General features: G+C 71.1%; 25 protein-coding genes, 2 tRNA genes and 1 pseudogene. 13 read left to right on the forward strand and 15 right to left on the reverse strand.

The features are described from left to right. Positions 1-133: 133 nt before the first annotated feature. From G515_RS19265 to G515_RS0103120, 4 genes are all read left to right on the forward strand, one after another. Positions 134-970: an alpha/beta hydrolase gene (locus G515_RS19265; RefSeq protein WP_084652993.1), complete on the forward strand. Its 837-nt coding sequence runs from the start codon at positions 134-136 to the stop codon at positions 968-970. Further along, positions 967-1941, forward strand: coding sequence for a daunorubicin resistance protein DrrA family ABC transporter ATP-binding protein (locus tag G515_RS0103110; RefSeq protein ID WP_028658963.1), 975 nt, complete (start codon positions 967-969; stop codon positions 1939-1941). Before G515_RS19265 ends, G515_RS0103110 begins: the two co-directional genes overlap by 4 nt. Further along, the gene (locus tag G515_RS19270; RefSeq protein WP_036553826.1) at positions 1938-2771 is read left to right on the forward strand and encodes an ABC transporter permease; all 834 of its coding nucleotides are present in this window, start codon (positions 1938-1940) and stop codon (positions 2769-2771) included. Before G515_RS0103110 ends, G515_RS19270 begins: the two co-directional genes overlap by 4 nt. 100 nt (positions 2772-2871) lie before the next feature. Further along, complete coding sequence (locus G515_RS0103120; protein ID WP_028658964.1) at positions 2872-3933, forward strand: fatty acid desaturase family protein; 1062 nt, start codon at positions 2872-2874, stop codon at positions 3931-3933. A 203-nt stretch (positions 3934-4136) separates the two neighbouring features. Here the strand turns inward: G515_RS0103120 and G515_RS0103125 are convergent, their stop codons facing one another. Together G515_RS0103125 and G515_RS0103130 are read right to left on the reverse strand one after the other, a co-directional pair. Then, complete coding sequence (locus G515_RS0103125) at positions 4137-4625, reverse strand: methylated-DNA--[protein]-cysteine S-methyltransferase (RefSeq protein WP_342662828.1); 489 nt, start codon at positions 4623-4625, stop codon at positions 4137-4139. 8 nt (positions 4626-4633) lie between these two features. Next, on the reverse strand, positions 4634-6121 hold the full coding sequence (locus G515_RS0103130; protein ID WP_028658966.1) for a DNA-3-methyladenine glycosylase 2: 1488 nt from the start codon (positions 6119-6121) through the stop codon (positions 4634-4636). Positions 6122-6250: 129 nt separating this feature from the next. Between G515_RS0103130 and G515_RS0103135 the strand changes: the two genes are divergently transcribed. Together G515_RS0103135 and G515_RS0103140 are read left to right on the forward strand one after the other, a co-directional pair. Beyond that, positions 6251-6694 carry an RrF2 family transcriptional regulator gene (locus tag G515_RS0103135; RefSeq protein WP_028658967.1) on the forward strand — a complete coding sequence of 148 codons (444 nt, stop codon included), beginning with the start codon at positions 6251-6253 and terminating at the stop codon, positions 6692-6694. A 35-nt stretch (positions 6695-6729) separates the two neighbouring features. Further along, positions 6730-7938 carry a globin domain-containing protein gene (locus G515_RS0103140; protein WP_028658968.1) on the forward strand — a complete coding sequence of 403 codons (1209 nt, stop codon included), beginning with the start codon at positions 6730-6732 and terminating at the stop codon, positions 7936-7938. 214 nt (positions 7939-8152) lie between these two features. On the opposite strand, the gene G515_RS0103145 is transcribed toward G515_RS0103140, so the two are convergent. Then, on the reverse strand, positions 8153-8443 hold the full coding sequence (locus G515_RS0103145) for a YiaA/YiaB family inner membrane protein (RefSeq protein ID WP_028658969.1): 291 nt from the start codon (positions 8441-8443) through the stop codon (positions 8153-8155). Between the two features lie 87 nt (positions 8444-8530). On the opposite strand from G515_RS0103145, the gene macS reads away from it, so the two are divergent. Continuing rightward, a complete protein-coding gene (gene macS, locus G515_RS0103150) occupies positions 8531-9661 on the forward strand; it encodes a MacS family sensor histidine kinase (RefSeq protein WP_036554134.1) in 1131 nt (376 codons plus the stop codon). 10 nt (positions 9662-9671) lie between these two features. Beyond that, a complete protein-coding gene (locus tag G515_RS0103155; protein ID WP_028658971.1) occupies positions 9672-10331 on the forward strand; it encodes a response regulator in 660 nt (219 codons plus the stop codon). Positions 10332-10494: 163 nt separating this feature from the next. Here G515_RS0103155 and G515_RS0103160 read toward each other — a convergent pair whose 3' ends face one another. The 4 genes from G515_RS0103160 to G515_RS0103175 are packed head-to-tail and all read right to left on the reverse strand — an operon-like array spanning position 10495 to position 14532. Beyond that, positions 10495-11265, reverse strand: a complete 771-nt coding sequence (locus G515_RS0103160; protein WP_036554136.1) for an SDR family NAD(P)-dependent oxidoreductase — start codon at positions 11263-11265, stop codon at positions 10495-10497. Continuing rightward, entirely contained in the window at positions 11262-12518 is a 1257-nt protein-coding gene (locus G515_RS0103165) for an SAM-dependent methyltransferase (RefSeq protein ID WP_028658973.1), read from the reverse strand. The genes G515_RS0103160 and G515_RS0103165 overlap by 4 nt, the downstream gene beginning before the upstream one ends. After that, entirely contained in the window at positions 12515-13270 is a 756-nt protein-coding gene (locus tag G515_RS0103170) for a DUF1365 domain-containing protein (RefSeq protein ID WP_036553828.1), read from the reverse strand. The genes G515_RS0103165 and G515_RS0103170 overlap by 4 nt, the downstream gene beginning before the upstream one ends. After that, positions 13267-14532 carry an NAD(P)/FAD-dependent oxidoreductase gene (locus G515_RS0103175; protein ID WP_036553830.1) on the reverse strand — a complete coding sequence of 422 codons (1266 nt, stop codon included), beginning with the start codon at positions 14530-14532 and terminating at the stop codon, positions 13267-13269. Before G515_RS0103175 ends, G515_RS0103170 begins: the two co-directional genes overlap by 4 nt. A 114-nt stretch (positions 14533-14646) precedes the next feature. Between G515_RS0103175 and G515_RS0103180 the strand changes: the two genes are divergently transcribed. Both G515_RS0103180 and G515_RS22445 read left to right on the forward strand, forming a co-directional pair. Then, positions 14647-15072, forward strand: a complete 426-nt coding sequence (locus G515_RS0103180; RefSeq protein ID WP_028658975.1) for an SRPBCC family protein — start codon at positions 14647-14649, stop codon at positions 15070-15072. A 9-nt stretch (positions 15073-15081) separates the two neighbouring features. Then, a complete protein-coding gene (locus G515_RS22445) occupies positions 15082-15996 on the forward strand; it encodes a MerR family transcriptional regulator (protein ID WP_051217789.1) in 915 nt (304 codons plus the stop codon). A 220-nt stretch (positions 15997-16216) separates the two neighbouring features. Here the strand turns inward: G515_RS22445 and G515_RS0103190 are convergent. From G515_RS0103190 to G515_RS0103210, 5 genes are all read right to left on the reverse strand, one after another. Then, a tRNA-Glu gene (locus G515_RS0103190) sits at positions 16217-16289 on the reverse strand. Between the two features lie 137 nt (positions 16290-16426). Then, positions 16427-16501: transfer RNA gene (locus G515_RS0103195), tRNA-Gln, on the reverse strand. A gap of 55 nt (positions 16502-16556) precedes the next feature. Next, entirely contained in the window at positions 16557-17525 is a 969-nt protein-coding gene (locus G515_RS19280; protein ID WP_051217791.1) for a CPBP family intramembrane glutamic endopeptidase, read from the reverse strand. A 33-nt stretch (positions 17526-17558) separates the two neighbouring features. Next, on the reverse strand, positions 17559-19064 hold the full coding sequence (gene gltX / locus G515_RS0103205) for a glutamate--tRNA ligase (protein ID WP_051217793.1): 1506 nt from the start codon (positions 19062-19064) through the stop codon (positions 17559-17561). Continuing rightward, a complete protein-coding gene (locus tag G515_RS0103210; protein WP_028658977.1) occupies positions 19061-19882 on the reverse strand; it encodes a fumarylacetoacetate hydrolase family protein in 822 nt (273 codons plus the stop codon). The genes gltX and G515_RS0103210 overlap by 4 nt, the downstream gene beginning before the upstream one ends. A gap of 32 nt (positions 19883-19914) precedes the next feature. Here G515_RS0103210 and G515_RS0103215 point away from each other — a divergent pair, with 32 nt between their 5' ends. Next, on the forward strand, positions 19915-20787 hold the full coding sequence (locus G515_RS0103215) for a hypothetical protein (RefSeq protein WP_028658978.1): 873 nt from the start codon (positions 19915-19917) through the stop codon (positions 20785-20787). Here the strand turns inward: G515_RS0103215 and G515_RS0103220 are convergent. Continuing rightward, positions 20774-21445: a GIY-YIG nuclease family protein gene (locus tag G515_RS0103220; RefSeq protein WP_245565177.1), complete on the reverse strand. Its 672-nt coding sequence runs from the start codon at positions 21443-21445 to the stop codon at positions 20774-20776. The two genes, G515_RS0103215 and G515_RS0103220, sit on opposite strands and share 14 nt — an antisense overlap. A 394-nt stretch (positions 21446-21839) precedes the next feature. Between G515_RS0103220 and G515_RS0103230 the strand changes: the two are divergent. Further along, positions 21840-23133: pseudogene (locus tag G515_RS0103230) on the forward strand (IS3 family transposase). 75 nt (positions 23134-23208) lie between these two features. Further along, positions 23209-23493: a hypothetical protein gene (locus tag G515_RS0103235; protein WP_028658981.1), complete on the forward strand. Its 285-nt coding sequence runs from the start codon at positions 23209-23211 to the stop codon at positions 23491-23493. A gap of 152 nt (positions 23494-23645) precedes the next feature. Here G515_RS0103235 and G515_RS0103240 read toward each other — a convergent pair whose 3' ends face one another. Then, complete coding sequence (locus G515_RS0103240) at positions 23646-24188, reverse strand: NADPH-dependent FMN reductase (RefSeq protein ID WP_028658982.1); 543 nt, start codon at positions 24186-24188, stop codon at positions 23646-23648. 74 nt (positions 24189-24262) lie between these two features. Next, entirely contained in the window at positions 24263-24826 is a 564-nt protein-coding gene (locus tag G515_RS0103245; RefSeq protein WP_028658983.1) for a TetR family transcriptional regulator, read from the reverse strand. Positions 24827-24832: the final 6 nt, after the last annotated feature.

Here is a 24832-nt window from a genome sequence, read left to right on the forward strand (position 1 = left end):
TAGGCGCGCGGGCGACCGGAGCGCGTCGTACGCCGGGGGTGTTCGGGCGGCCTGAGGTAGTACGCCGGTAGGGGTGCGGAACGGCACTCGGGAGTGACGCGGGCCGCGAGACCTGCTCCTTAGCGTCCCGGTCATGACCACTTCGACACTGCCGCCTCGTGGCGATCGACCGCTCCGATACCGCCTGCTCGAGACCGAGGGTCGTCGCCTCCTTGCCTGTGACCCTCCCGGTGGCACGCGGGTCGTGGAGGCACTCGGCGAGGTCGCCCTCGCCGACCACATCGCGATCCTCGTGCCGGGCAACGGCCACCACCTGGGGAACTACTTCACCGAGCGTGGACCGGTAGCCCCCCGCGCCCGGGGCGAACTGCTGCTGCGAACGATGCAGGCCCTCGCCCCCGGCAGTCGCGTGGCCGTCGTGGTGTGGGTGGGCTATCACGCGCCCCGGGGGCTGGCCGCCGCGGTGTCCAACGGCCCGGCCCGGGCCGGAGCGGCTGACCTGGCCGAGCTCACCCGGGTACTACCGCGCGCCGCCCACCTCACCCTGATCGGCCACAGCTACGGCAGCACGGTCTGCGGGCTCGCCCTCGCCGCGGGCCGCGCCCAGGACTGCGTGGCGCTGGGGAGTCCCGGGATGGGCGTCTGGCGGCGCCACGAGCTCGGGACAGCTACCCGGCTGTGGGCGGCGCAGGCCGACTCCGACTGGATCCGGTTGTTCCCCCGCGGCAGGTTCCGCCGGATCGGGCTCGGTCGCGCTCCCCTGCACCCCGCACTGGGCGCCACCCGGTTCGGCACCGGCGATGTCACCGGTCACTGCGGCTATTACGCGGAGCACAGCGAGTCGCTGCGCAACATCACCCGCATCGCCGTGGGTCGCTACGACGAGGTGACCGCGCCCGGAACGTCTGCGGTCATCCCGCTCCCGCGGCACACGCGGCTCGGCGCCGACACGGAGGTGGCCGCCGCATGAGCACCGATCGCCGCGACGCAGCCATCCTCGCCGAGGGCGTCCGCAAGCACTATCCCGGCCGCGGTGCCGCCCTGGACGGCCTCGACCTGGCCGTCGCCCCCGGCACCGTGCACGGGCTGCTCGGGCCCAACGGGGCGGGCAAGACCACCGCCGTACGGATCCTGGCCACGCTGGTCCGCCTCGACGGCGGCAGCGCGCGGGTCGCGGGATGCGATGTGGCCAGTGATCCTGCCCGGGTACGCGCCCGCATCGGCCTCGCTGGCCAGCACGCCGCCTTGGACGAGGTCCTGAGCGGCAGGCAGAACCTGGAGATGTTCGCCCGGCTGCACCACCTCCGCGCCCGCGCGGCGCGGCGGCGCGCGGGGGCGCTGCTGGAGCGTTTCGATCTGGAGGCCGCCGCCGATCGCCCGGTCCGGAACTACTCCGGCGGCATGCGCCGCCGGCTCGACCTGGCGGTCAGCCTGATCCGGGGTGCGGACGTGCTCTTCCTCGACGAACCGTCCACCGGCCTGGATCCGCGCAGTCGCAACGAGGTGTGGAACGCGGTCCGCGAGCTGGCCGCGTCGGGCACCACCGTGCTGCTCACCACCCAGTACCTCGAGGAGGCCGACCGGCTGTGCTCGCGGATCTCGCTGATGGACCGAGGCCGGGTGGTAGCGGAGGGCTCTCCCTCGGAGCTGAAGGCACGCGTCGGCGGCAGCCGGCTCGAGGTCGCGGTACCCGCGGGACGGGACCTCGCGGCGGCGGCCGGCTCGATCTCCGCCGCGCTCTGTGCCGCCCCCGAGATCGACCCGGCCGCTCGCCGGATCTCCGCGCCGGTGCGCGGCGGGGTCGGAGCACTCGGCCGCCTGGCCCGCACCCTCGACGAGGCCGGGCTGCAGGCCGACGACGTCTCCCTGCGCCGCCCCGACCTGGACGACGTGTTCCTCCGCCTGACCGCCGGGCCGATCCGTGAGGGGAAGGGGCGATGAGCGCGCCGACCGTCGTAGCCGCCTCCCGCAGCTCGCGCCTCGCCTGGGCCGCGGCCGACACCTGGGTGGTGGCTCGGCGCCACCTGTGGCACCTGCTCCGGCGCCCCGATGAGTTGCTGGGCACCCTCATGATCCCCGTGCTGGCCGTGGCCATGTTCGGGTTCGTCTTCGGCGACGCCCTCGGGGCGGCGATGGCCGTGCCCGGGACCGAGTATCGCGAGTTCCTCCTGCCGGGACTCTTCGCGCTCACCATGGCCTTCGGCATCGGCAACACCACCATCGCCACGGCCGCCGATGTCCGTGGCGGAGTCCTCGACCGGATGCGGTCGCTGCCCATGTCTCCCGTCGCGTTCCTGGCCGGTCGGTCGCTGGCTGACGTCCTCGTCGCGCTGGTGGAGTTGGCCATCCTGATGGGGCTCGGCGTGCTGTTCGGATGGCAGTGGCACAGTGGCCCCGGCCCGGTGCTCGCGGCCCTGGCACTACTGATCCTGCTGCGCGCGGCCTGCTCCTGGGTCGGCATCCTGCTGGGGCTGCTGGTCAGCGGCCCCGAGGCCGCGATGAAGTACTTCGCGCTGGTCTTCCCGCTGGCGATGGTGGCCGACACCGTCGTACCCACCCATCTCATGCCCGGCTGGCTGGCCGGCCCCGCAGGCTGGAACCCGCTGTCGGCCACCGTGGTCGCGATCCGCGATCTGTTCGGCAACCCCGCCGGCCCGTCGGCGTCGTGGGTGGCCGACCACGCGGTACCCATGGCCGTGGCGTGGCCGCTGGCGATCACGGCGCTATGCCTCCCGCTCGCCCTGGCCCGACTCCGCGGGCTGGCGCGGTGAACCGCCGTCGGTGCGGCGGTCGGTCCCCTACCCGGGTAGGGGGTCGGATGGCTCTCGGGAGTGACGCGCCCGGGCGAACCTGCTCCCTAGCGTCCCGGCCATGACAGCACTGCCACCCCAGGCGCACCGCCAGGTGTCCGCCTACGCCGACCTGTCCCGCCGGATCAAGGAGAAGGGGCTCCTGGACCGTTTACCCCGCCGGTACGCCGCCCGCACCCTCCTGCTCGGTGCCGGCTTCGCCCTCGCCCTCATCGCCCTCCTCGCACTCGGCCAGACGTGGTGGCAACTGCTCGTCGCGGCCGCCTTCGGGGTGCTGTTCACCCAGACCGCGTTCTTGTCCCACGACGGCGCGCATCGACAGATCTTCGCCTCGGGCCCGAAGAACGAGTGGGCCGCCCGCGTGCTGGGCAATCTGGTCGTCGGCCTCAGCTACGGCTGGTGGATGCGCAAGCACTCCCGTCACCACGCCAACCCCAACAAGGTGGGTGCTGACGACGACATCCGCCCCGGCGTCCTGCTGTTCACCCCCGACGACGCCGCCCGGCGTACCGGGGTGCTGGGCTGGCTCACCGCGCGACAGGGCTGGCTGTTCTTCCCACTGCTCACGCTCGAGGGTGTCAGCCTCCATGTGGGTGCGGTGCGCACCGTGCTGGGCGACCCGGGACTCAAGCATCGTCGTACCGAGGCCGCGCTCCTGGCCGTTCGGCTGCTGGGCTGGCCGGCGCTGGTGGTGGCCGTACTGGGGGCAGGTCTGGGCGCGGCCTTCCTGGCTGTGCAGCTGGTCGTCTTCGGCGTCTACATGGGCGCCAGCTTCGCCCCGAACCACAAGGGCATGCCGCTGGTCCCGCGGGACACCAGGATCGACTTCCTCTCCCGGCAGGTCCTGACCTCGCGCAACATCCGCGGCGGCCGCGGGGTCGACCTGCTGATGGGCGGGCTCAACCTCCAGATCGAGCACCATCTGTTCCCCAGCATGCCGAGCGGCAACCTGCGCCGGGCGCGTCCACTCGTGCGGGCGTACTGCGCCGAGCAGGGGGTCCCCTACACCGAGGCCGGGCTGATCGAGTCCTACGGCATCGTGGTGCGCCACCTCAACCGGGTCGGCCTGGGCGACCGCGACCCCTTCGCCTGTCCGTTCGTGGTCTCGCAACGGACCGGGTGAGCAGATCGCCGTGGACTGGTGCTGGTCCCGAGAGGTCTCATCGCCCGACCATCACGCTGCCGGCACAAGGAGGCGCCATCGGCGGTGCCGTCAGACCTCGCTGCGGCCGGAGGATCGTCACCGGGCCTCGGCCGTCGGGGCCGTGGTGACCGGTCAGAACAGTGCGGGTGAGTCCTTGCCTGCGTAGTCCGCAGCGAGCGGTGTCAGAAGAGCGCGGGCGTTTCGTCGGCAGGCTGGGTCACGCCTTCGAGGGCGAGGAGCACCCGCTTGCGGTCCAGCCCGCCGGCGTACCCGGTGAGCGTGCCGTCGGCGCCGATCACCCGGTGACAGGGCACCACGATCGGGATCGGGTTGCGGCCGTTGGCCAGGCCGACGGCGCGGGAGGCAGCGTTGGACTTCCCGAGGCGCGCGGCGATCTCGCCGTACGTCGCCGTGGAGCCGTAGCCGATCCGGCGGAGCTCGGCCCACACCAGGTGCTGGAACTCGGTACCCTCGGCCGCGAGCGGCAGGTCGAAGTCGGTCAGCTCGCCGGCGAAGTACGCTGCCAACTGGCTGGCGCACTCGACCAGCAGCGGGTGGTCATCGGCTCGGGGGCCGCGCACTCGTCGGTCGTCGTGGGGTTCGAACTCGATCGCGCTGATCGCGCCATCCTGCTCGATCAGCCGGAGCCGGCCCACCGGGGAGTCGATCATGGTCCACATCACACTGCCTCCAGGGAGTTCCACAGATACATCAGGGCGTAGGAGCGCCAGGGCCGCCACCCGGACGGGTCGGCCGGCGGCGCCCCGAGTCGGCTGAGAGCACGACGGACGCCGACATCGGTGGGGAGGAAGACGTCGGGGTGTCCGAGCGCGCGGAGGGCGACGTAGTCGGCCGTCCAGGGCCCGATGCCGGGCAGCGCGAGCAGTCGGTCCCGGACCTGCGCCCGATCGCCGCCGCGGTCGAGCGGGAGGCCACCCCCCTCCTCGGCCAGCGCCCGGGCCAACCCGACCAGCGCACGGCCGCGCGCCCGCGGCATCGGCAGCGTCCCGGGGTCGAGGGCCGCGAGCTCGTCGCGGGTGGGGAAGAGGTGGGTGAGCCCGTCGATCCCGGTCTCGACCGCCCGGCCATGAGCCAGGACGATGCGGCCCAGCACGGTCGAGGCTCCGGCCACCGAGACCTGCTGGCCGACGACCGTGCGGATCGCCAGTTCCGGCCCGTCGACGCACCCGGGCACGCGCAGCCCGGGCCGGTGACGGACCAGCGGGCCCAGCAGCGGGTCACCGGCGAACGCCTCCCCCACCGCCGTCGGGTCGCAGTCCGCGTCGAGCAGGCGCCGAGCACGCTCGACCGCGGCGGTGGTGTCGCTGAGGTCGGTGAGCCGGAAGGTCGCCCGCACGAAGCCGGTCTCCCCCTGGCGCAGGTCGTCGCCGAGATCGAGACGTAGGACGCCGGGACCGTGCGGCAGGTCGATGGTCCGGGCGTACCACCCGTCCCCGGCGGTCTCCAGCCCCGGTACGGCGTGGTCGCGCAGGAAGCTGAGCAGGGCCTGCCCGGCGAAGGGGGTGCGGACGGCGAGCCGCATGACCAGGCTGCCGTCGGGCGCGTCGTCGCTTCTCCGGCGGGTACGCCGGGCGCCGCGCAACTGCGACGGCGTGGCGGCGTACACCTCGCGGAGGGTCTGGTTGAACTGACGCACGCTGGAGAAGCCGGCCGCGAAGGCCACCTCGGCGAAGCCGAGTCCGGTGGATTCGATGAGCACCCGGGCGGTCTGGGCCCGACGCGCCCTGGCGAGGGCGAGCGGGCCCGCGCCGAGTTCGGCGGTGAGGATCCGGGTGAGGTGGCGAGGCGTGTAGCCGACCCGGCGGGCCAATCCGGGAACGCCCTCCCGGTCGACCACGCCGTCGGCGATCAGCCGCATGGCGCGTCCGGCGGCGGTGGCGGCGACGTCCCACTCGGGGCTGCCGGGGGTGGCGTCGGGCAGGCACCGTTTGCACGCTCGGTAGCCGGCCGCCTGGGCCGAGGCGGCGGTCGGGTGGAAGGTGATATTGGCGTAGGCCGGCGTCCGCGCGGGGCAGCTCGGCCGGCAGTAGATGCCGGTGGTGCGCACGGCGGTGTAGAAGACCCCGTCGAAGCGCCGGTCGCGCGACTTCACCGCCCGGTAGCACGACTCGGGGTCGAGGTGGGCTCGACCGACGACTGCACTCATGACCACCATCATGCCTGCGCGACCACGAGAGCACTGGCGGGAATCGGACACCACCGTCCGACGCCGGCGGTGGCAGGGATCACGGCCAGAATTAACGCATCTGGGATGTGGATTATCTACTGTGGGGTCGTGCAGCTGACCGCGTTCACCGACCTCGCGCTCCGCATGACCATGCGGTTGGCGGTCCTGGACGAGGGGCGTTCGACGACCAGTGCAGCACTGGCCGAGGAACTGCGAGTCCCGCCCAGCCACGCCGCCAAGGTGACCACCGCACTGGGCAAGCTCGGGGTGGTCGAGACCCGCCGCGGCCGCACCGGCGGACTCCGTCTCGCCAGGGACGCCCACGAACTCTCCGTCGGCACCATCGTGCGGGCACTGGAAGGCTCCGGCGACGTAGTCGCCTGCGAGGGCGCCGTCCCCTGCCCGTTGCGCGCTGGCTGCCGGCTGCGCACCGCGCTCCGGCAGGCTCAGGAGGCGTTCTACGCGGCCCTCGACCCGATCTCCGTCGCCGAGGTCAGCGACGGCCCCACCCGCACCCTGCTCCTCCAGTTGACCGCTCGGCCCGCCGGCTGAGTCCTCCCGCACCACCAACCGAAGGGAACACCGCCATGCTCTCCCCCACCTCGACCGAGATCGTCCGCGCGACCCTGCCCGTCGTCGGCGGCGCCATCGGTGAGATCACCCCGAAGTTCTACCGTCGGCTGTTCGCGGCCCACCCCGACCTCGAGCGCAACCTGTTCAACCGGGGCAACCAGGCACGCGGTGACCAGCAGCGGGCGCTGGCCGGCGCGGTGGCGGCGTACGCGACCCTGCTGGTCGCCGAGGACGGCCCGGACCCGGCCGACGTACTGCCCCGGATCGCGCACAAGCACGCGTCCCTGGGGATCACCGAGGAGCAGTACCCGATCGTCCACGAGCACCTCTTCGCCGCCATCGTCGAGGTGCTCGGGGACGCGGTCACCCCCGAGGTGGCCGCGGCCTGGGACGAGGTCTACTGGCACATGGCGCACGCCCTGATCGCGGCGGAGAAGGAGTTGTACGCCGAGGCCGGGGTCGACCCCGCCCAGGCCTTCCACACCCTCGTGGTCCGGCGCCGGGTGCAGGAGTCGCCGGACACCGTCTCGTTCGTGCTGGCCACCATCGACGGCACCGAGATCCACCGGCCCCATCCGGGCCAGTACGTCTCCGTGGCCGCGCCGATGGCGGACGGTGCCCGCCAGATCCGGCAGTACAGCGTGACCAGCGTGCCTGCCCCCGACGCGGTCGGCATCTCGGTCAAGGCGGTGCCCGCCCGCGAGGTCGACGGCGGGGCCGAGCCGGCGGGCGAGGTGTCCAACCATCTGCACGCCAACCTCTTCGAGGGCGACACGGTCGAGGTGTCCGCACCGTTCGGTGAGCTCACCCTCCGGGACGGGGAGAACCCACTGGTCCTGGTCTCCGCCGGCATCGGCATCACCCCGATGATCGGCTTCCTCCGCTACCTCAGGCGGACCGGATCCCAGCGCCCGGTGATGGTCCTGCATGCCGACCGCTCCCCCGCCCGGCACGCGCACCGAGCCGAGCTCAACGAGCTCGTCTCCGAACTCCCCCGGGCCCGGCTGCTGCGCTGGTACGAGCAGCTCGGCCAGCGGGCGGCCGAGCCCGGTCTGAGCACCGGCCTGATCGACCTGGGTGAGGTCGAGATCCCGACCGACGCCGAGGTCTACCTCTGCGGCCCGGTGCCGTTCATGTCCTCGGTCCACTCCACCCTGCTCCAGCGCGGCGTTCCTGCCGACCGGATCCACTACGAGGTCTTCGGTCCCTCCCGCGAACTCTGACGCCGCCGCGGTACGCCGCACGAGCAGCTCCACCGGGTAGCCCGACCGGGGAGCCCGACACGCTCGGTCGGCGTACCGCTCGGCGCCCCGGGAGGGTCAGGGGGCTCGGGGGCCCCGACCGAGGCGCGACCGACCGATTCCGTCGAGGTCGGGTGCCGCCACCGGGTCCACCGCGCCGGCACCTCCTACCAGGGGCCGACCGGTGGCCCCGGGCTCAGGCGACGTCCTTCCAGGGGTCGTGCTCGGCGAGGATCCGGTCGACTCTCGCCTGGTCGAGACGGGAGACGACGTGCTGCGACTCCTGGGCGTCCCGGACGCACTTGGCGAGGCTGAAGGAGGAGGTCGTGAGGAAGATCGTGCCCAGCGCGAGGAAGGCCTTCGGCCACGGGTCCGCGGGGAGGTAGAGGATCGCGATCAGCAGGAAGGCAAGGGCGAGGCCGAAGGCGAGCGCCGACTGGACGAAGAAGGCCATGGTGTTCTTGGTGGCTGGTGTCGTGGTTTCCATGCCATCGAGTCTCGGTGCGGCGTCGGGGGCCTGACATCCGTACGCATACTCAGGTCTCCGGTGCCTGCGGGTGCGATGCTGCGCAGTGTGAGCACGACTCCCAGCGCTGCCGTAGCCGTCGAGAACCGGCTCTTCGGCGCGCTGGCGGTGCTCCGCGCCGTCGTCCTGCTCAACGCCGTCGGCCTCAACATCTACCGCGCCGGCAACTTCGAGCGTCCCGCGGCGGGGGCCGCCTGCGTGGCGGTGATGATCGCCTGGACCGGCTTCACGACCTGGGCGTACGCGGGGCCGCGGCGTCGTACGGCGCTGCTGCTGGGCGCCGACCTCGCCGTCGCCGTGGCCCTGCTGCTGGCCACTCCCGTGGTGAAGGGCCCGGGATTCCAGGCGAGCGTGCCCGGCTACTGGGTGATCGGGGCGCTGCTGGCGTGGGCGATCCACTACCGGGTGATCGGGGGGCTGATCGCCGGGACGGTGCTCGCCGTCACCGATCTCGTGGTGCGCCCCGAGGTCGGGCAGGCGGAGTACGGGCACGCGTTCCTGCTCGTGATCGGTGGCCCGATCGTGGGCTACATGTGCGCGTCGCTGCAGCGGCTCGCCGCGGAGCGTGATCGGGCGGAGCGCTCCGCGGCGGCGGCCGAGGAACGGGCCCGGCTGGCCCGGGCCGTCCATGACGGCGTCCTACAGGTGCTCGCGCTGGTCCAGCGCCGCGGCAAGGAGCTCGGCGGCGAGGCGGCCGAGCTCGGTGTGCTGGCCGACCGGCAGGAACGCCAACTGCGTGCCCTCATCCAGGCCCAGGATGCCGTCGACAGCACCGGGCCGGGATCGGTGGACCTGGTCACCGAGCTGGTCGGGCTGGAGCGGGACCACCGCGTCACCGTCTCGACACCCGGAACCCCGGTCGCCCTTCCGGTGGCGACCGCACGGGAGATCGTGGCCGCCACCCGTTCCTGTCTGGAGAACGTCGAGCGCCACGTGGGCCCGCAGGCGCCGGCCTGGGTGCTCCTCCAGGCCTTCCCGGACCGGCTCGAGCTCTCCGTGCGGGACGACGGCCCCGGCATCCCGGCAGGCCGGCTCGACGAGGCCGCCGCCCAGGGCCGTCTCGGCGTCACCGGGTCGATCCGCGGACGGATCACCGACCTCGGCGGCACCGCCGAGCTCACCACCGGCCCCTTCGGCACCGAGTGGGAGTTCGTCCTCCCCCGGCCCCCCTCGCACTAGGGTCCAGGACATGAGCGCAGAACCGGTGGGACCGGTCACGGTGATGGTGGTCGACGACCACCCCTTGTGGCGGGACGCCGTCGAGCGCGACCTCACCGAAGCCGGGTTCGCGGTGGTGGCGGTCGCCGCCGACGGGCGCCAGACCCTGGCCAGGTTCCCGGCCGCGCGGCCCGGCGTGGTCCTGCTCGACCTGCAGATCCCGGCACCGGACGGGGTCGCGGTCACGGCCGAGCTCGTACGGCTGGACCCCTCGGTCAGGGTGCTGATCCTGTCCGCCTCCGGGGAGCACGCGGACGTCCTGGCCGCGGTGAAGGCGGGAGCCGCCGGCTACCTGGTGAAGTCCGCCTCCCGCGAGGAGCTCCTGGACGCCGTACGCCGGGTGGCCCGCGGCGAGCCCGTGTTCACTCCGGGACTGGCCGGGCTGGTGCTCGGCGAGTTCCAGCGCCTCTCGGAGACACCGGATCCGGGTGAGCCGCACCTGACCGACCGTGAGAGCGAGGTGCTCAAACTGGTCGCCAAGGGACTGTCCTACCGCCAGATCGCCGAGCGGCTCGTGCTCTCCCACCGCACCGTGCAGAACCACGTGCAGAACACCCTCCGCAAGCTACAGATGCACAATCGGGTCGAACTCACCCGCTATGCCATCGAGCACGGACTGGACGCGGAGTGAGGTCCAGCTCGTACCGACCATGATCGTTCGAGGCCAGGTCACCGCCGACGAGCGAGGAAGGGCCGGGCTCCCACCTCCGCGGCGACACCAGCCCATCCGCGGCCGCCGCGTGCGGCGCCGGGGTTCCTCCAGCCGCCGGCTCCGGCGGAGAAGCGGATCGCGGTCAGCGCGCCCCCCGGCCGGCCGCGCGCCCCGACAACGCCGCCCACGCCCGCACCGGGAGCACGCGGGCGGTCTTCATCAGGATCGCCATCGGGAGCGGGAAGACGATCTCGGTACGACGCCGGCGCAGCCCCTCCACGATCGCCAGGGCCGCCTCCTCCGGCTCGACGATGAAGGGCATCGGGAAGTCGTTGTCCCTGGTCATCGGGGTCCGGACGAAACCGGGGCTCACCGTGGTCACCCGGACGCCGTAGCGTCGAAGGGCCGCTCGGAGGCCCTCGAGCAGGTTGAGCTGGGCGGCCTTGGTGGCACCGTACGCCTCCGCCCCGGCGAGCCCCCGATACCCGGCGACCGAGGCGATCGCGACCAGGTGGCCGCCACGAGCGCGGACCATCCCCGGTAGGACCGCTGCAAGCAGGTTGTTGAGGCCGAGCAGGTTGACCTCGACGTGGCGGGCGAACGCGTCGGCGTCCCAGGCGGCAGCGTCGAAGCGGTCCCAGTAGCCGGCAGACCACACCACGACGTCCGGCCCACCCACGCTCGCCCCGACCTCGCCGGCCGCGGCCAGCACGGCCGTTCGGTCGGTCACGTCGCAGGGCACCACCGCCATCTCGTCGCGTGCCACGTCCAGGAGGTCGTCGACCCGGCGGGCGCTGATCGCCACCTCGGCGCCCCGCCGGCTGAACTCACGCGCAAGCGCGGCGCCGATTCCGCTGCTGGCCCCCACGATCCAGAACGAGCGCCCCGCGAAGCCATCGGGTCGGGCCCTCACCACCTCTCACCCCGTCCGCCCCGGCTCAGCCGGATCCGGGCCACATCGAGGTAGCCGGTGTCGAAGCCGGCCTCGCAGTAGGCCAGGTAGAACTCCCAGGTGCGCCGGAAGGTCTCGTCGAAGCCGAGCGCCGCGATCTGGGGCCAGGAGTCGTCGAAGGCGCGCCGCCAGCGCCGGAGTGTCTCGGCGTAGTGCTCCCCGAAGGCATCCGCCCGGTCCACCCGCAGACCGGTATGGCGCTGGGCGATGGTCTCGATCGCCCGCAGGGAGGGGATCATGCCGCCGGGGAAGATGTGCTTCTGGATCCAGCCGTAGGAGCGCCGGGTCGCGCGGTAGCGATCGTGATCCATCAGGATCGCCTGGAGCGCCACCACACCACCGGGGGCGAGCAGCTCGTCGAGCGCGCCGAAGTAGGTCGGCCAGTACTCCTCGCCGACCGCCTCGATCATCTCGACGCTGAGGATCGCGTCGTAGCTGCCGGTGACCTCGCGGTAGTCCTGCACGCGGATGTCGACCCGGTCGGCCGATCCGGCGGCGGCCACCCGCCGTTGCGCGAGCTCGGCCTGCTCGGTGGAGAGCGTCACCGTGGTCACCCGGGCGCCTCGACGGGCCGCCTCGATCGCAAGGGTCCCCCACCCGGTGCCGATCTCGAGCACCCGGCTGCCGGCGCGCACGTCGGCGAGATCGAGCATCGCGTGCACCTTGCGTACCTGCGCAGTGGCGAGATCCTGCCCTGCGAGCGGGCGGCGATCGTCGAACAGAGCGGCGCTGTAGCTCATCGTCTCGTCGAGGAAGGCGGCGAACAGCTCGTTGCTCAGGTCGTAGTGCGCCTCGATGTTGCGGCGCGACCCTGCCGGCGAGTTCCGCTCGGACGAGGGGATCGGACGGTCCACGAACCGACGCAGGCGTGTCAGGTACGGCGGGACGACGGTGCGCAGCCGCTCGGCGAAGGGCCTCAGCACCTCGACCAGGTCGGTGCCCTCCCCGGGGCGCCAGTCCCCGGCGGTGTACCCCTCGCCGATGCCGATCTTGGGGCTCTCGGCGATCCGCCGGAGCAGCGCGTCGGGGTGGACCAGCTCGATGACAGGAGCGTCGGACGGTGGCTCGGACCGCGTGAACGACGTACCGTCCGGGAGCCGTACCCCCACCGGGACACGAGCCAGCGCAGTGCGCGTGATCAGGTGGGCGAGGGCCACCCGGACCCCCGAGGAGCGGCGCCACTGGAGTGGGATCGGGCGCGTGAGCGAGGTCATCTGACGGCCTCCGGGGAATGGGGGGGACGGGGCTGGACAGGCAGTCGGGAGCGCCACAGGCGCAGTCCCTCCCACCGGATGAGCAGGCTCACCCGATGGGTCATGAACAGGTGCTTGCGCACGATGCTGAGCAGGTTGCGGGTGGTCGCCGGCACCGGTCGGCCGCGGGCCACGGCGGTCAGCCAGGGCTGTCCCTCCCGGTGCAGCGCGACGACGACCTGGACCAGCTCGGGCGTCAGCCGGATCGCGACGGCGTACCGGCCGGAGACGTCGTTGAACGGCGAGACGTAGAACTCCTTGGTCAGCTCGGTCCGGCCGTGTTCGGCGCCCTCCAGCAGATAGGCATGGCGCTCGCCGTAGGTGTTGTGCACCTCCAAGACCACCGCCCGCACCGAGCAGTCCGGGCGGAGGCACCAGAAGACCGTCAGCGGGTCGAAGACGTGCCCGAATGCGCGCGCGTGGGCGAGCATCAGCACCCGGTCGTCCGGCTCGAGCTCGACGCCTCGCCGAGCCAGCCATCGGGTCAGGTCCCCACGGATCCCACCGCCCGCCCGGCCCCCGTCGAGGTGGTCGCGCGCCTCGAAGCGGCCGAGCGGCCGGAGCAGCCGGGGCAGCCGGGGCAGGTCGTCGAGGTCGACCAGCCACTGGTAGTGGGCGTAGTCGAACGAGTGCCGCCGTGGTGCGTGTCGGGCGTGGCTGATGCTGCCCACCACCAGCGCGGGCACGGACGGCGGGTGGACGGCGGCGCTCACCAGGCCACCCCCAGCGCGGCCGCCGCCTCGACCCCGGAGCGACAGCCGTCCTCGTGGAAGCCCCAGCCCAGGTGGGCGCCGGCGAAAGCCAGCCGGTCGCCGCCGGCGGCACGGAGCCGCTGCGCCGCGGCCACGGCTTCGGCCGTGAAGACCGGATGCCGGTAGGTCATCTCGGCCACGACGGCCGCCGGATCCACCAGCGCGGTCCCGTTGAGGGTGACCACCAGGTCCTCGGCGTGCTGGAGGCCGTGCAGTCGATTCATCCAGTAGCTCACCGTCACGTCGTCCCCGGCCGGCCGGGACCGGCCGCAGGTGGTGCGGTGGTTCCAGGAGGCCCGAGCCGCGCGCTGGGGCGGGAGGAGGGAGGAGTCCCGGTGCAGCAGAGTGCGGTTGACCGAGTAGGTGATCGCACCGAGGTCTTGCTTCTCCCCGGGAGTGGCGTCGGCGAGAATGGCCAGCGCCTGGTCGGCGTGGGTCGCGATCACCACCTGGTCGAATGTCTCGATCCGACCGTCCCCGGTCCGCACGTCGACCCCGTCCGAGTGCCGGGTGAGTGCGCAGACGGGCTCTTCCCGGCGCACGTCGGGGAGCCGCTCGGCCAGCCGCTCGACGTAGGAGCGGGAGCCGCCCACGACCGTGCGCCATGTGGGCGAGCCCCTGACACCGAGCATGCCGTGGTGGTCGAGGAAGGCGAACAGGTGCCGCGCGGGGTAGGCCAGCGCGTCCCGCTCCCCCGAGGACCACACGCAGGAGACCAGCGGCACCGCGAAATGCCGGACGAAGTGCTCGGAGTAGCCGCCGTCGCCGAGGAACCGCCCCCACGTCGTCTCCGCCCCGTCCGCGGCGAGCAGCCGGCGCGCGGCCCGGTGGAACCGCGGCACCTCGGCGAGCAGGCGCAGGAAGCGCGGATCGGCCGCCCGCCACGGCTGGGCGAGGATGCCGCTCACCCCGCGCCCGCCTGCGTACGACAGACCGCACGTGTCGCAGGTGATGCTCATGCTCATCTCGGTGGGGCGCGTCTCGACCCCGAGCTCGGCGAACAGTCGCAGCAACTGGGGGTAGGTCCGCTCGTTGTGCACGATGAAGCCGCTGTCCACCGCGACGGTCCGCCCGTCCGCGACGGATACGTCGTGGGTGTGGGCGTGTCCGCCCAACCGATTCTCGGCCTCGAAGAGCGTGACCGCCCTGCGCGAGGCCAGGACATGGGCAGCGGTCAGACCGGCCACGCCTGCCCCGACGACGGCCACGGTGTTTCGTCTCATGCCACTCCTCGCGCTGGGGGATGACGTCCGGGGTCATGGCCGTGCGGGCCGTTGCCGTCGGACGACCACGACGCTAGGGTCGTTGTACAAGGTTTGTCAAAGGTTGGAATCGGCATGGACATCCGTCGCACGCTCGTCCTCACGCGCCCTCCGGAGGAGGTGTTCGCCTACCTCCGGGACTTCACCACGACCGAGGAATGGGACTCCGGTACGATCCGAACCACCCTGCTCGAAGGGGACGGTGGGGTCGGCACCCGCTACCACAACGTCTCTCGGTTCTTGGGTCGGCAGACCGAGCTGACCTACGTGGTCGAGGAGGACCGGCCACCGCGGCGACTACGCCTCCGCGGAGAGAACCCGACCGTGCGCACCCAGGACACGATGACCTTGTCGCCGACCGCCTCCGGAGGCACCCAGTTGAGCTACCACGCCGAGTTCACCTTCATCGGCCTCGCGCGCTGGGTCGCCCCCTTGCTCGGTCCCGCCTTCCGGCGGCTCGGCGAAGAGTCGGAGAAGGGGCTCCGCGAAGCCCTTCGGTGAGCGGGAGGCATGTACACCATCAAGCGCGCGGCGGAATTGGTCGGCGTCAGCACCTCGACCCTCCGCGCCTGGGAGCGCCGCTACGGGATCGGCACGGCCGAGCGCACCCAGTCTGGCTATCGCCTCTATGACGAGTACGCCGTGCGCGCGCTGCGCATGATGCACACCCTCGTGGGCGAAGGCTGGTCGGTGCGGGCGGCTGCCGAGGAGACGAACCGCCGCACCGCGGTCGAGTCCCGGCCACTCCTGCCCTCTCCCGGCGACGAGCCGCCCGACACCGGGGCACTGGTTCGGGCGGCCGAGACCCTCGACCACGCCGCCCTGGGCTCGCTCCTGGACCGGAGGTTCGGTGGCGCCACCTTCGAGACGGTCGCCGACGACTGGCTGCTCCCGGCGCTCCGAGAGGTTGGCAGTGCCTGGGAGTCGGGGCAGATCAGCGTCGCCGGGGAGCACCTGATCGCCGCCGGAGTGGCCCGCCGGCTCGCCTCCGCCTACGACGCCGCCGGGGACCACCCGGCCGGTCCCCGAGTCCTGATCGGGCTCCCACCGGGTGCCCGGCACGACCTCGGGATCCTCGCCTTCGCCACCGCCGCCCGCCGTGCGGGACTCTCCACCGGCTACCTGGGCGCCGACGTTCCGGCCCAGGACTGGGCCACAGCCGCCGCCGCGTGGCCGGCTGCCTGCGCCGTCCTCGCCGTTCCCATGGAGCCCGACGCCGAACCCCTGCCGGAGACCGTGGCGGCCATCGAGGGAGCGCGACCCGGGATCCTCGTCGCCGTCGGCGGTGCCGCACAGGACCTCGCACCGCCATCGTGCCTGCGCCTGGGCCACCTCGTCGGGCCGGCCGCACGAACGCTGAGCCGGCGACTCACCCGCGCGGGCCGGCCTCCGCCGAAGGGGCAGGGCCCTGCGCAGCCGAGCTGAGCCGTCCTCGGTATGAATGGGCCGTGGGACCGGGCCGAGGAACCTGCTGGCGGCGAGAATATAGGCCGACCCAGTAGGCACACGGATTCGGCCCCCCGAGCCCGGCGGATCGATGAGGAGATCCCGGCTCTCCAGCCTGAGACCGTCCAGGACCGAAGGGGCCAGGACGATAGAGCGAGGGCCCGGGCAGCTTCGCTGCCCGGGCCCTCGCTCGGTGTTGTACCCCCGACCGGATTCGAACCGGCGCTACCGCCTTGAGAGGGCGGCGTGCTAGGCCGCTACACAACGGGGGCGTGTGATGATCGCTCATCGGTGCCGCTTGGTTCTGCCTGTGGGCTTTCCCTTTCGCAGCGAGTGGAACTCTAACCTTTCGGGGAGTTTCACTCCAAATCCTCGACTCTCGCTCCTTTTGGAGGCGATTACTCGGATTTGGCTGGGGTACCAGGACTCGAACCTAGACTAACTGAACCAGAATCAGTCGTGCTGCCAATTACACCATACCCCATTGACCTAGTGGTCAATTCGCTCGACCACCGCGGCGGCTGAGCACGTCGAAGACCTTACAACGAGCGGTTTGGCGGCGCCAAAACGGGGGCGCCTCCGATCGGCCGCGCGGCCGGCGTACGGGTGGAAAGCCCCATCGCCCGGCCCACCAGCAGGGCCAGGCCGAGGTAGACCAGCGACTGCGCGAGGGTGAGCGGCAGCGACCACCAGGTGCCCGATGTGGGCTCGAGCGCGCTGGAGAGATCGCCGAAGAGCACCGCGAGCCCGAAGGCCAGGAAGTTGTTCAGCACGTGCATCGCGATGGCGGCCTCCAGGCCCCCGGTCGCGATCACGAGGACGCCGGCCACGATCCCGAAGGCGAACCGGTCCACGAAGATGGGCGGGTCCTGAGCCCCGTGGGCCAGGGCGAACACGAACGCCGGCACCAGGACCGCCGCGAGGCGTCCGGCCCACCCGGGCCGGAAGCAGCCGCCCACGGCCTGGGTGAGATAGCCGCGGAAGACGAACTCCTCCCCCGCCGCCTGGAGCGGGGTGGCGAGAAGGATCACCACGGCGAAGGCCAGCATGGTGAGGTCGACCGGATTGAGGGACTGCTCGACGGCGGCCTCGTCCGGGGCCACGGGCACGAGCAGCCCCACCACGATCCGAGCACCCAGCGCGACCATCGACAGTGCCAGGCACACCACCAGCCAGGACCACCGGATCCGGCCCACCACGGAGACCAGCCAGCCGGGGGTGAGGCGGTGCAGCACCGCGGTGGCCGCGATGGTGAGGTGGATCCCACCGGCCAGGGTGAGGAGCAGGTAGGCCAAGGACAGCGGAGTGACGGGATCGAAGGTGAGGAACCCGTTCACGTCCTCCGCCCCGGCCCCGGCGAGGGCCAGCAGGACCAGGAACGGCACCATGAGCACCACGGGCAACACCACGAAGAGAAGTCCGAGGACCGACACCGCACCCACGAGCGGCCGCCACCAGCTCCACCGCTCGGCACGGTGGAGCTGGTGGTACTCCAAACCGGGAGTCATCGCTCCCCTGGACCGCTGGTCATCGAGGCATCGTCACAACGCGGCGCGGAGCCGGCCCAGGCTGCGCTCGCGGCCGAGCAGCTCCATCGACTCGAACAGCGGCGGGCTGACCCGCTTACCGGTCACCGCCACCCGCACCGGGCCGAAGGCCTTGCGCGGCTTGAGCTCGAGCTCCTCGATCAGCTTCGCCTGGAGGGACTCCTGGATCGCCGCGGTCGACCACTCGCCCAGCGACTCGAGGGCGTCGTAGGAGGCCTGCACGATCTCCTTGCCGGCCTCGTCGAGCAGCTTGGCGGCGTCCTGCTCATCGAGGGCGAAGTCGGCCTCCTCGACGAAGAGGAAGGCGAGCATGCCGGGGGCCTCGTCGAGGCGGTTGATCCGCTCCGCGACCAGCGGCATCGCCAGCTCCAACATCTGCGCGTCGGGGTCGGAGACCGGGTCGGACACCACTCCCTCCCGCTTGAGGAAGGGCAGCACCCGGTGGGTCATGTCCTCCAGCGAGAGCTTGCGCATGTGCGCGGCATTGATCGCCGACATCTTCTTCAGGTCGAAGCGCGCCGGATTGGGGTTGACCCGGCGGATGTCGAAGGCCTCGACCATCTCCTCCAGGCTGAACACGTCGCGGTCCTCGGCGATCCCCCAGCCGAGGAGGGCGAGGTAGTTGAGCACCCCCTCGGGGAGGTAGCCGCCCTCGATGTAGTCGCCGAGACCGGAGCCGGCATCACGCTTGGAGAGCCGCTTGTTGCCCTCGCCCATCACGATCGGCAGATGACCGAAGCGCGGAGCACCCTGCCCGACGCCGATCTTCGCGAGCGCGTCGTACAGAGCGATCTGGCGCGGGGTCGAGGAGAGCAGGTCCTCACCGCGTAGCACGTGGGTGATCCCCATCATCGCGTCATCGACCGGGTTGACCAGCGTGTAGAGGGGGTCGCCGGTGGCCCGCAGCAGCGCGAAGTCCGGCACGTTCTCCGGCTGGAAGGTGATCTCGCCACGGACCAGGTCGGTGAAGGTGATCGCCTCATCGGGCATCCGCAGCCGCAGCACCGGCGTGCGGCCGTCGGCCTCGAAGGCGGCGCGCTGGTCGGCGCTCAGCTCGCGGCAGAAACCGTCGTAGCCCTGCACCTTGGAACCGGCCGCCTTGCGGCGGGCCTCGACCTCGTCGTTGGCGCAGAAGCAGTCGTAGGCCGACCCGGCCGACCGCAGCCTGGCCGCCACGTCGGCGTAGATGTCCATCCGCTCGGACTGGCGGTAGGGGCCGTACTCGCCGCCTACCTCCGGGCCCTCATCCCAGTTCAGGCCCATCCACCGCAGCGAGTCGAGGATCGAGTGATAACCCTCGGCGGTGTTGCGCGCGGTGTCGGTGTCCTCGATACGGAGCACCAGCTTGCCGCCGTAGTGGCGCGCGAAGGCGAAGTTGAACAGCGCGCTGCGGATGTTGCCGACGTGGATGAACCCGGTCGGCGACGGTGGGAACCGGACGCGGACGTCCTCGGGAGCGAGGTCGCCCAGGACGGGGTCGAGTGCGGGAGAGTCGGTCAACGGGGTGCCACCTTGTTCGTGAGTGAGCCGAGGCCGGCGACGGAGACTTCCACCTCGTCGCCGACATGAAGAGGACCGACACCCTCGGGGGTGCCGGTGAGGATGACGTCGCCGGGGAGCAGCGTCATGACGCTGGAGACGTGGTGCACCAGGGTCGGGATGTCGAAGATCAGGTCGCTGGTGGAGCCGTCCTGGACGAGTTCACCGTTCAGATGCGTCTGGATGGCCCGCCCGTCGGCGAAGTCCTGGGGGTCCAGGTCGGTCTCGATCCACGGGCCGAGCGGGCAGAACGAGTCGAACCCCTTGGCCCGGGTGAACCGGCCGTCCTTGCGCTGCAGATCGCGTGCGGTCACGTCGTTGGCCAGGGTGTAGCCGTGGATCACGTCGGTGGCCTTCTCGACGGGTACGTCGCGGCAGATCCGGCTGATCACGACCGCCAGCTCGCCCTCGTAGTGGACCTCCTCGGACTGCGGCGGGTAGAGGATGGGGTCGCCGGGGCCGATCACGGTGGTGTTCGGCTTGAGGAAGAACAGCGGCTCCTCGGGCACCTCGTTGCCCAGCTCCGCGGCGTGCTTGGCGTAGTTGCGGCCGATGCCGACCACCTTGCTGCGCGGCAGCACCGGCGCGAGCAGCCGGACGTCCTCGAGCCGGTGCTCCTGCTCCAGCAGCTTCACACCGACGTAGAGCGGGTCCCCGGCCAGCGCGACGATCCTGCTCTCCGCCTCGGGCTGGCCGAACTCGTCCAGCTCACCGACCAGGACGCCGTACTGGGGTTCGACCTGCGATGAACGGGCCTGGCTGAATCTCACGATGCGCACCCCGCGAGCCTATCCGCCTACCCTGGTCGGCTGTGGAGGTGCTGGACCGGGAGACCTGGGCGGAGCGGGCTGCGACACACGAGCGACGCATCGCGGCGTACGTCGATCCGCACCTCTCCCGACGCCGCGACCGGGTCAAGCACCCCGTCTTCGACTTCCTGTTCACCTACTACTCGCTGCGCCCGGCGCAACTGCGCCGCTGGCACCCCGGCCACGGCGTCGCGCTCACGGACGCACCGGAGTACGCCGACCTCAAGGGGTACGGCCCTGCTGCCACCGGCGACACCTCGGTCACGGTGACCGAGGGCCACCTCGCTTCCCAGCAACCACTCGTCACCGCCACCCACCGACTGCTGACCGCGACAGCGGGCCGCCCCGCGCACTTCGGGTGCTTCGGGCTGCACGAGTGGGCGATGGTCTACCGCCTCACCGAGGACGAGACCCGGCACGCGGCCTGGCCGCTGCGCCTGGGCCCGGACGGCACCGATCGGGTGGTCGAGGGTCACCGGATCGCGTGCAGCCACTTCGACGCCTACCGCTTCTTCACCCCGCCCGCCCGTCCGCTCAACACCCTCTCCCCCGGCCGCGAGGATCGGGCCGCCTTCGAGCAGCCCGGCTGTCTGCACGCCGGCATGGATCTGTACAAGCACGCCTTCCGGCTCCTACCGCTGGTGTCCAGCGATCTGGTCGCCGACTGCTTCGAGCTCGCCTGGGAAATCCGGGTGATGGACATGCGCGCCGCGCCGTACGACCTGATCGCGCTGGGGTTGGAGCCGATCCGGATCGAGACCACCGACGGCAAGCGGGAGTACGCCGAGGCACAGCGCGTCTTCAGCGAGCGTGCTGCCCCCATCCGTCAGCGACTCATTGAAGAGTGCGAGAGGCTGCTTGCTAGTTCCTGTTGAGTCCGTACTGACGACTAAGTAGCGCGCGTTTGAAGTGCGCCTCCGCCCGGTCAACCTCCTCTGCCGGGACGCTTGGACCGAACACACGCAGGATGCTGTATTGGAAGTGACGGGCGTGCTCGGCGTCGCGTCCTGCCAACTCTCGGAGGGCAAGGTTGCCGCCGTGACCGTCATGCGCGTAATGACTCCACCGGCCAAGGAGCCGCTCCCTACCGTCTGCCTTGCCAATGTAGAGATGCCCCGTACTGGTGTCAGCAATGAGGTAGATGCCCTGCACGACCGCGAGCGCGCTACGCCAATCGGCGTAGCGCGAGTCCTCACCCACCACGTCTTGAAGCTCGGCGTGAGAGATGACGAAGTGGTCAAAGCCGGGAAACGGGACCTTGCTGGGGTCGGCAATCTCGACCACGGGAAAGCCAACGGCGGAGGTCCCCTTCTTTGCCCAATTGACCGTATCCCCGGACCACTCGACCACGAGCCGGTCAGCCATGCTGCCCAGCACGCCAGACGGCCTTAGGTCGAAGAATCGGAGCCGTTCTGTCCGCTCCTGGCCTACCTCACCGTGGTTCTCATACGCAGTGACGAAGCGTGAGCGTCTGCCACCGTCCGCCATGAAGATCAGCCAGATGGGCTCGGGTGACTTGCCGATCTTGTTCACGTGACTCTGCGTACGCGTGTAGGTCCAAAGCTTCCCTGACGTCAGGTCACTCCGTGACTTCAACGAGTCTGGCGTTGAGCCGTAGGTATGCCGGACCACACGCACGTCACGCGGATCAATGTCAGCGACCGCTAGGAGATGCCCAAGGTTGAGTTCGCCGGTGACAGCCACCGACCTAGCGTAGCTTTACGTTGTTGCCCATTGACGTAAGCCGGTAGCGCGCTCAGCTATCCCAGGGGGCGCGTCAGTGCCCAGGTGCGCCCTGACGGCGTGTCTCGCAACATCTGTGAGCGTACGCAAACTGGCCCGCTCCGGCGAGTGACTCAATCGCTTGCTCCGGCCTTGAATCGCCCCGGCTCTGATGGAGGCTCTCAATCCATGGAGGATGAGAGTCATGGCAGCACCGAAGAAGTACCCCGACGAGTTGCGTGAGCGGGCCACCCGGATGGCCGTCGAGCTCCGGCAGGACCCGGCCACGAAGCACGGTGCGATCAACCGCGTGGCCGAGCGGCTCGGCATGCATCCCGAGACCCTGCGCAACTGGGTCCGGCAGGCCGAGATCGACGGCGGTGTCCGGCCCGGCACCACGTCAGCGGAGGTGAGCGGATCGCGAAGCTCGAGCAGGAGAACCGCGAGCTGCGGCGGGCGAACCACATTCTGAAGACGTCCGCGGCTTTCTTCGCGGCGGAGCTCGACCGCCCCGCCCCCAAGTAGTCGCCTACATCAACGCCCATCGCCACGACGTGGTTGACGGGCGCGAGGTCGGGGTCGAGCCGATCTGCGCTGTGCTGAAGAAGGCCGGCGTGCAGATCGCCCCGAGCAGTTACTACGCATCGAAGATCAGGCCGCCGTCGGCACGCGCGATCCGTGGTGCCGAGCTGGTCGAGGACATCAAGGTCGCCGACAAGGCCAACCTGGGTGTCTACGGCGCACGGAAGATCCATGCCGAGCTCAACCGCGAGGGCGTCAAGGTCGCCCGCTGCACGATCGAGCGGCTGATGAGGGCCAAGGGATTGCGCGGGATCCCGCGGGAGAAGACCCGCAAGACCACCATCGGCGACGGCGCGGAGACCGAGCGGCCCGAGGACCTGGTGAAGCGGAAGTTCGTCGCGACCGGGCCGAACCAACTGTGGGTGGCCGACCTGACCTACGTCAGGACGCACGCCGGCTGGACCTACGTTGCGTTCGTCCTGGACGTCTTCAGCCGGATGATCGTGGGCTGGCAGGTGTCGACCAGTCTGCGCACCGACCTCGCGTTGGACACCCTCGACATGGGCCTGTGGAACCGACAGCGCGCCGGTCAGGACGTCACCGGCCTGGTCCATCACAGCGACAGAGGAGTCCAGTATCGAGCGATTCGCTACACCGAACGGCTCGCCGAAGCCGAGGTCGTCGCATCGGTCGGATCCCGCGGCGACAGCTACGACAATGCGATGGCCGAGGCGCTCAACTCGCTGTTCAAGGCCGAGTGCATCCGCAACCCGGTCATGCGGCCCAAGGGCGGCTGGAAGAACGCCACCGACGTCGAGATCGCCGTCGCCGAATACGTCGACTGGTTCAACCACCGACGCCTGCATGGCGAGATCGGGCTCGTCCCGCCCGCCGAGTTCGAGGCCAACCACTGGGCCAGCATCACGCCCGAGCACTACCCTGAAACACCCGTCCCGACCGGGGCTGGTTCCAAGTAACCGAGCCTCCACGAAACCCGGGGCGATTCACATCCATCCGACCTCCCTTTTCAAGAGACTGCGACCGTAGCGTGCATGGATCTGTACAAGCACGCCTTCCGGCTACTACCGCTGGTGTCCAGCGATCTGGTCGCCGACTGCTTCGAGCTCGCCTGGGAAATCCGGGTGATGGACATGCGCGCCGCGCCGTACGACCTGATCGCGCTGGGGTTGGAGCCGATCCGGATCGAGACCACCGACGGCAAGCGGGAGTACGCCGAGGCACAGCGCGTCTTCAGCGAGCGGGCGGCCCCGCTGCGCGCACGCCTGATCGCCGAGTGCGAGCGCCTGATGGCCCGGGCCGACTTCAGCGCGGACTGAGCGGGGACCTCTCGGCCCCGGGTCCCGATCAGGTCGTGTCCCTCGGTAGGTCGCGCGGCCAATCGATACCGCCCGAGGCCCTGGTCACCGGGGAAATGCACCGCGCCGGTGCCCCCTGAGGGGCACCGGCGCGGTGGCGGAACCGAGCGGGATCAGGCGATGCCCTCGTACGCCGCCAGCTTGGCGACGGCGGCGGCGAACTGGGCGACGACCTCGGCGTCCTCAGCCGGGTCGGTGCCCCAGGCGAAGGCGTGGGAGAGCTCGATGTCCTCGATCACGTTGGCGCCGGCGACCTTCGCCGAGCGGCGGGTGTCCTGGTGCGCCCAGGTCCCGCCGTACTGACCACCGGCGGCGCCGACGACGGCGACGGCCTTGCCCTTGATGGCGCCCTCGCCGAACGGGCGGGAAGCCCAGTCGATGGCGTTGTTGAGGACGGCGGGCATGGTGCCGTTGTACTCCGGCAGGACGAACAGGATGCGGTCGGCCTCGGCGACCTCCTGGCGGAACTTGCGGACGGCCGGGGCGACGTCGTCGGTGTCGATGTCCTCGTTGTAGAAGGGCAGGTGCTCGAGGCCCTCGGCGATCTCGATCGCCACGCCGGCGGGGGCGTCGGCGAGAACGGCGTCGAGGATCTTCCGGTTGACGGACTCGGCACGAAGGCTGCCGACGAGGGCGAGGACGCGGATGTCAGACACGTGGGCTCCAGACATGAGTGATTGAAGAGCGGACCATCGATGCCCAACGCGGAACTCCGTCGTTCGCATCCCGATCAGAGCGTGATCTGCCCCACGTGAGCCCGGATGCCGCCGACGATCAGGGCCACCCCGAGCTCGAAGTCGGACCCCTCACGCGGGTCGTCCTCGATCGCGCCGGCACTGCCCGCCTGCAGATGGGTCTGTTCGTCGAGGGTGTGGCCCAGCACGAAGTGGAGCACCGTGCCGGCCGCCGTCGGGACCAGACCCTCGGGCACTCCCCCGCCCGCGAGCGCGGCCGCGAGGTCGTCGTACGGCGCGCGAGCACCCAGGTCGAAGGCCCTCACCGTGGAGACGAGTTCCGCACCGTCTCGGTAGCCGAGCAGGGCCTCGCGCAGGTTGGCGGCGATGCCGGCCACGCGCACCTCCCACGGCCCCTCGGCCACCGGCCGCGCGCCCCGCCGCAGGATCTCGTCGGCGACCGCGGCCAGCAGGGTCTGCTTGTTCGCGAAGTGGTGGTAGAGAGCGCTGGGCTGGACACCCAACTCCTGGCCGAGACGGCGCATGGTGAGGTCGGCCAGCCCGTAGGAGTCGAGGACGTCGACGGCACGCCCGATCACGTCGGCCCGGTGATAGCCCACAGGACT

It is taken from the genome of Nocardioides insulae DSM 17944 (assembly GCF_000422825.1).
GTDB lineage: Bacteria > Actinomycetota > Actinomycetes > Propionibacteriales > Nocardioidaceae > Nocardioides > Nocardioides insulae.

Bases quoted from the DNA above. Each gene is read 5' to 3' on its own strand.
- G515_RS19265 (WP_084652993.1), top strand. From the start codon at position 134: ATGACCACTTCGACACTGCCGCCTCGTGGCGATCGACCGCTCCGATAC.
- G515_RS0103110 (WP_028658963.1), top strand. From the start codon at position 967: ATGAGCACCGATCGCCGCGACGCAGCCATCCTCGCCGAGGGCGTCCGC.
- G515_RS19270 (WP_036553826.1), top strand. From the start codon at position 1,938: ATGAGCGCGCCGACCGTCGTAGCCGCCTCCCGCAGCTCGCGCCTCGCC.
- G515_RS0103120 (WP_028658964.1), top strand. From the start codon at position 2,872: ATGACAGCACTGCCACCCCAGGCGCACCGCCAGGTGTCCGCCTACGCC.
- G515_RS0103125 (WP_342662828.1), bottom strand. From the start codon at position 4,625: ATGATCGACTCCCCGGTGGGCCGGCTCCGGCTGATCGAGCAGGATGGC.
- G515_RS0103130 (WP_028658966.1), bottom strand. From the start codon at position 6,121: ATGAGTGCAGTCGTCGGTCGAGCCCACCTCGACCCCGAGTCGTGCTAC.
- G515_RS0103140 (WP_028658968.1), top strand. From the start codon at position 6,730: ATGCTCTCCCCCACCTCGACCGAGATCGTCCGCGCGACCCTGCCCGTC.
- G515_RS0103145 (WP_028658969.1), bottom strand. From the start codon at position 8,443: ATGGAAACCACGACACCAGCCACCAAGAACACCATGGCCTTCTTCGTC.
- G515_RS0103155 (WP_028658971.1), top strand. From the start codon at position 9,672: ATGAGCGCAGAACCGGTGGGACCGGTCACGGTGATGGTGGTCGACGAC.
- G515_RS0103165 (WP_028658973.1), bottom strand. From the start codon at position 12,518: ATGACCTCGCTCACGCGCCCGATCCCACTCCAGTGGCGCCGCTCCTCG.
- G515_RS0103175 (WP_036553830.1), bottom strand. From the start codon at position 14,532: ATGAGACGAAACACCGTGGCCGTCGTCGGGGCAGGCGTGGCCGGTCTG.
- G515_RS0103180 (WP_028658975.1), top strand. From the start codon at position 14,647: ATGGACATCCGTCGCACGCTCGTCCTCACGCGCCCTCCGGAGGAGGTG.
- G515_RS22445 (WP_051217789.1), top strand. From the start codon at position 15,082: ATGTACACCATCAAGCGCGCGGCGGAATTGGTCGGCGTCAGCACCTCG.
- G515_RS19280 (WP_051217791.1), bottom strand. From the start codon at position 17,525: ATGACTCCCGGTTTGGAGTACCACCAGCTCCACCGTGCCGAGCGGTGG.
- G515_RS0103235 (WP_028658981.1), top strand. From the start codon at position 23,209: ATGGATCTGTACAAGCACGCCTTCCGGCTACTACCGCTGGTGTCCAGC.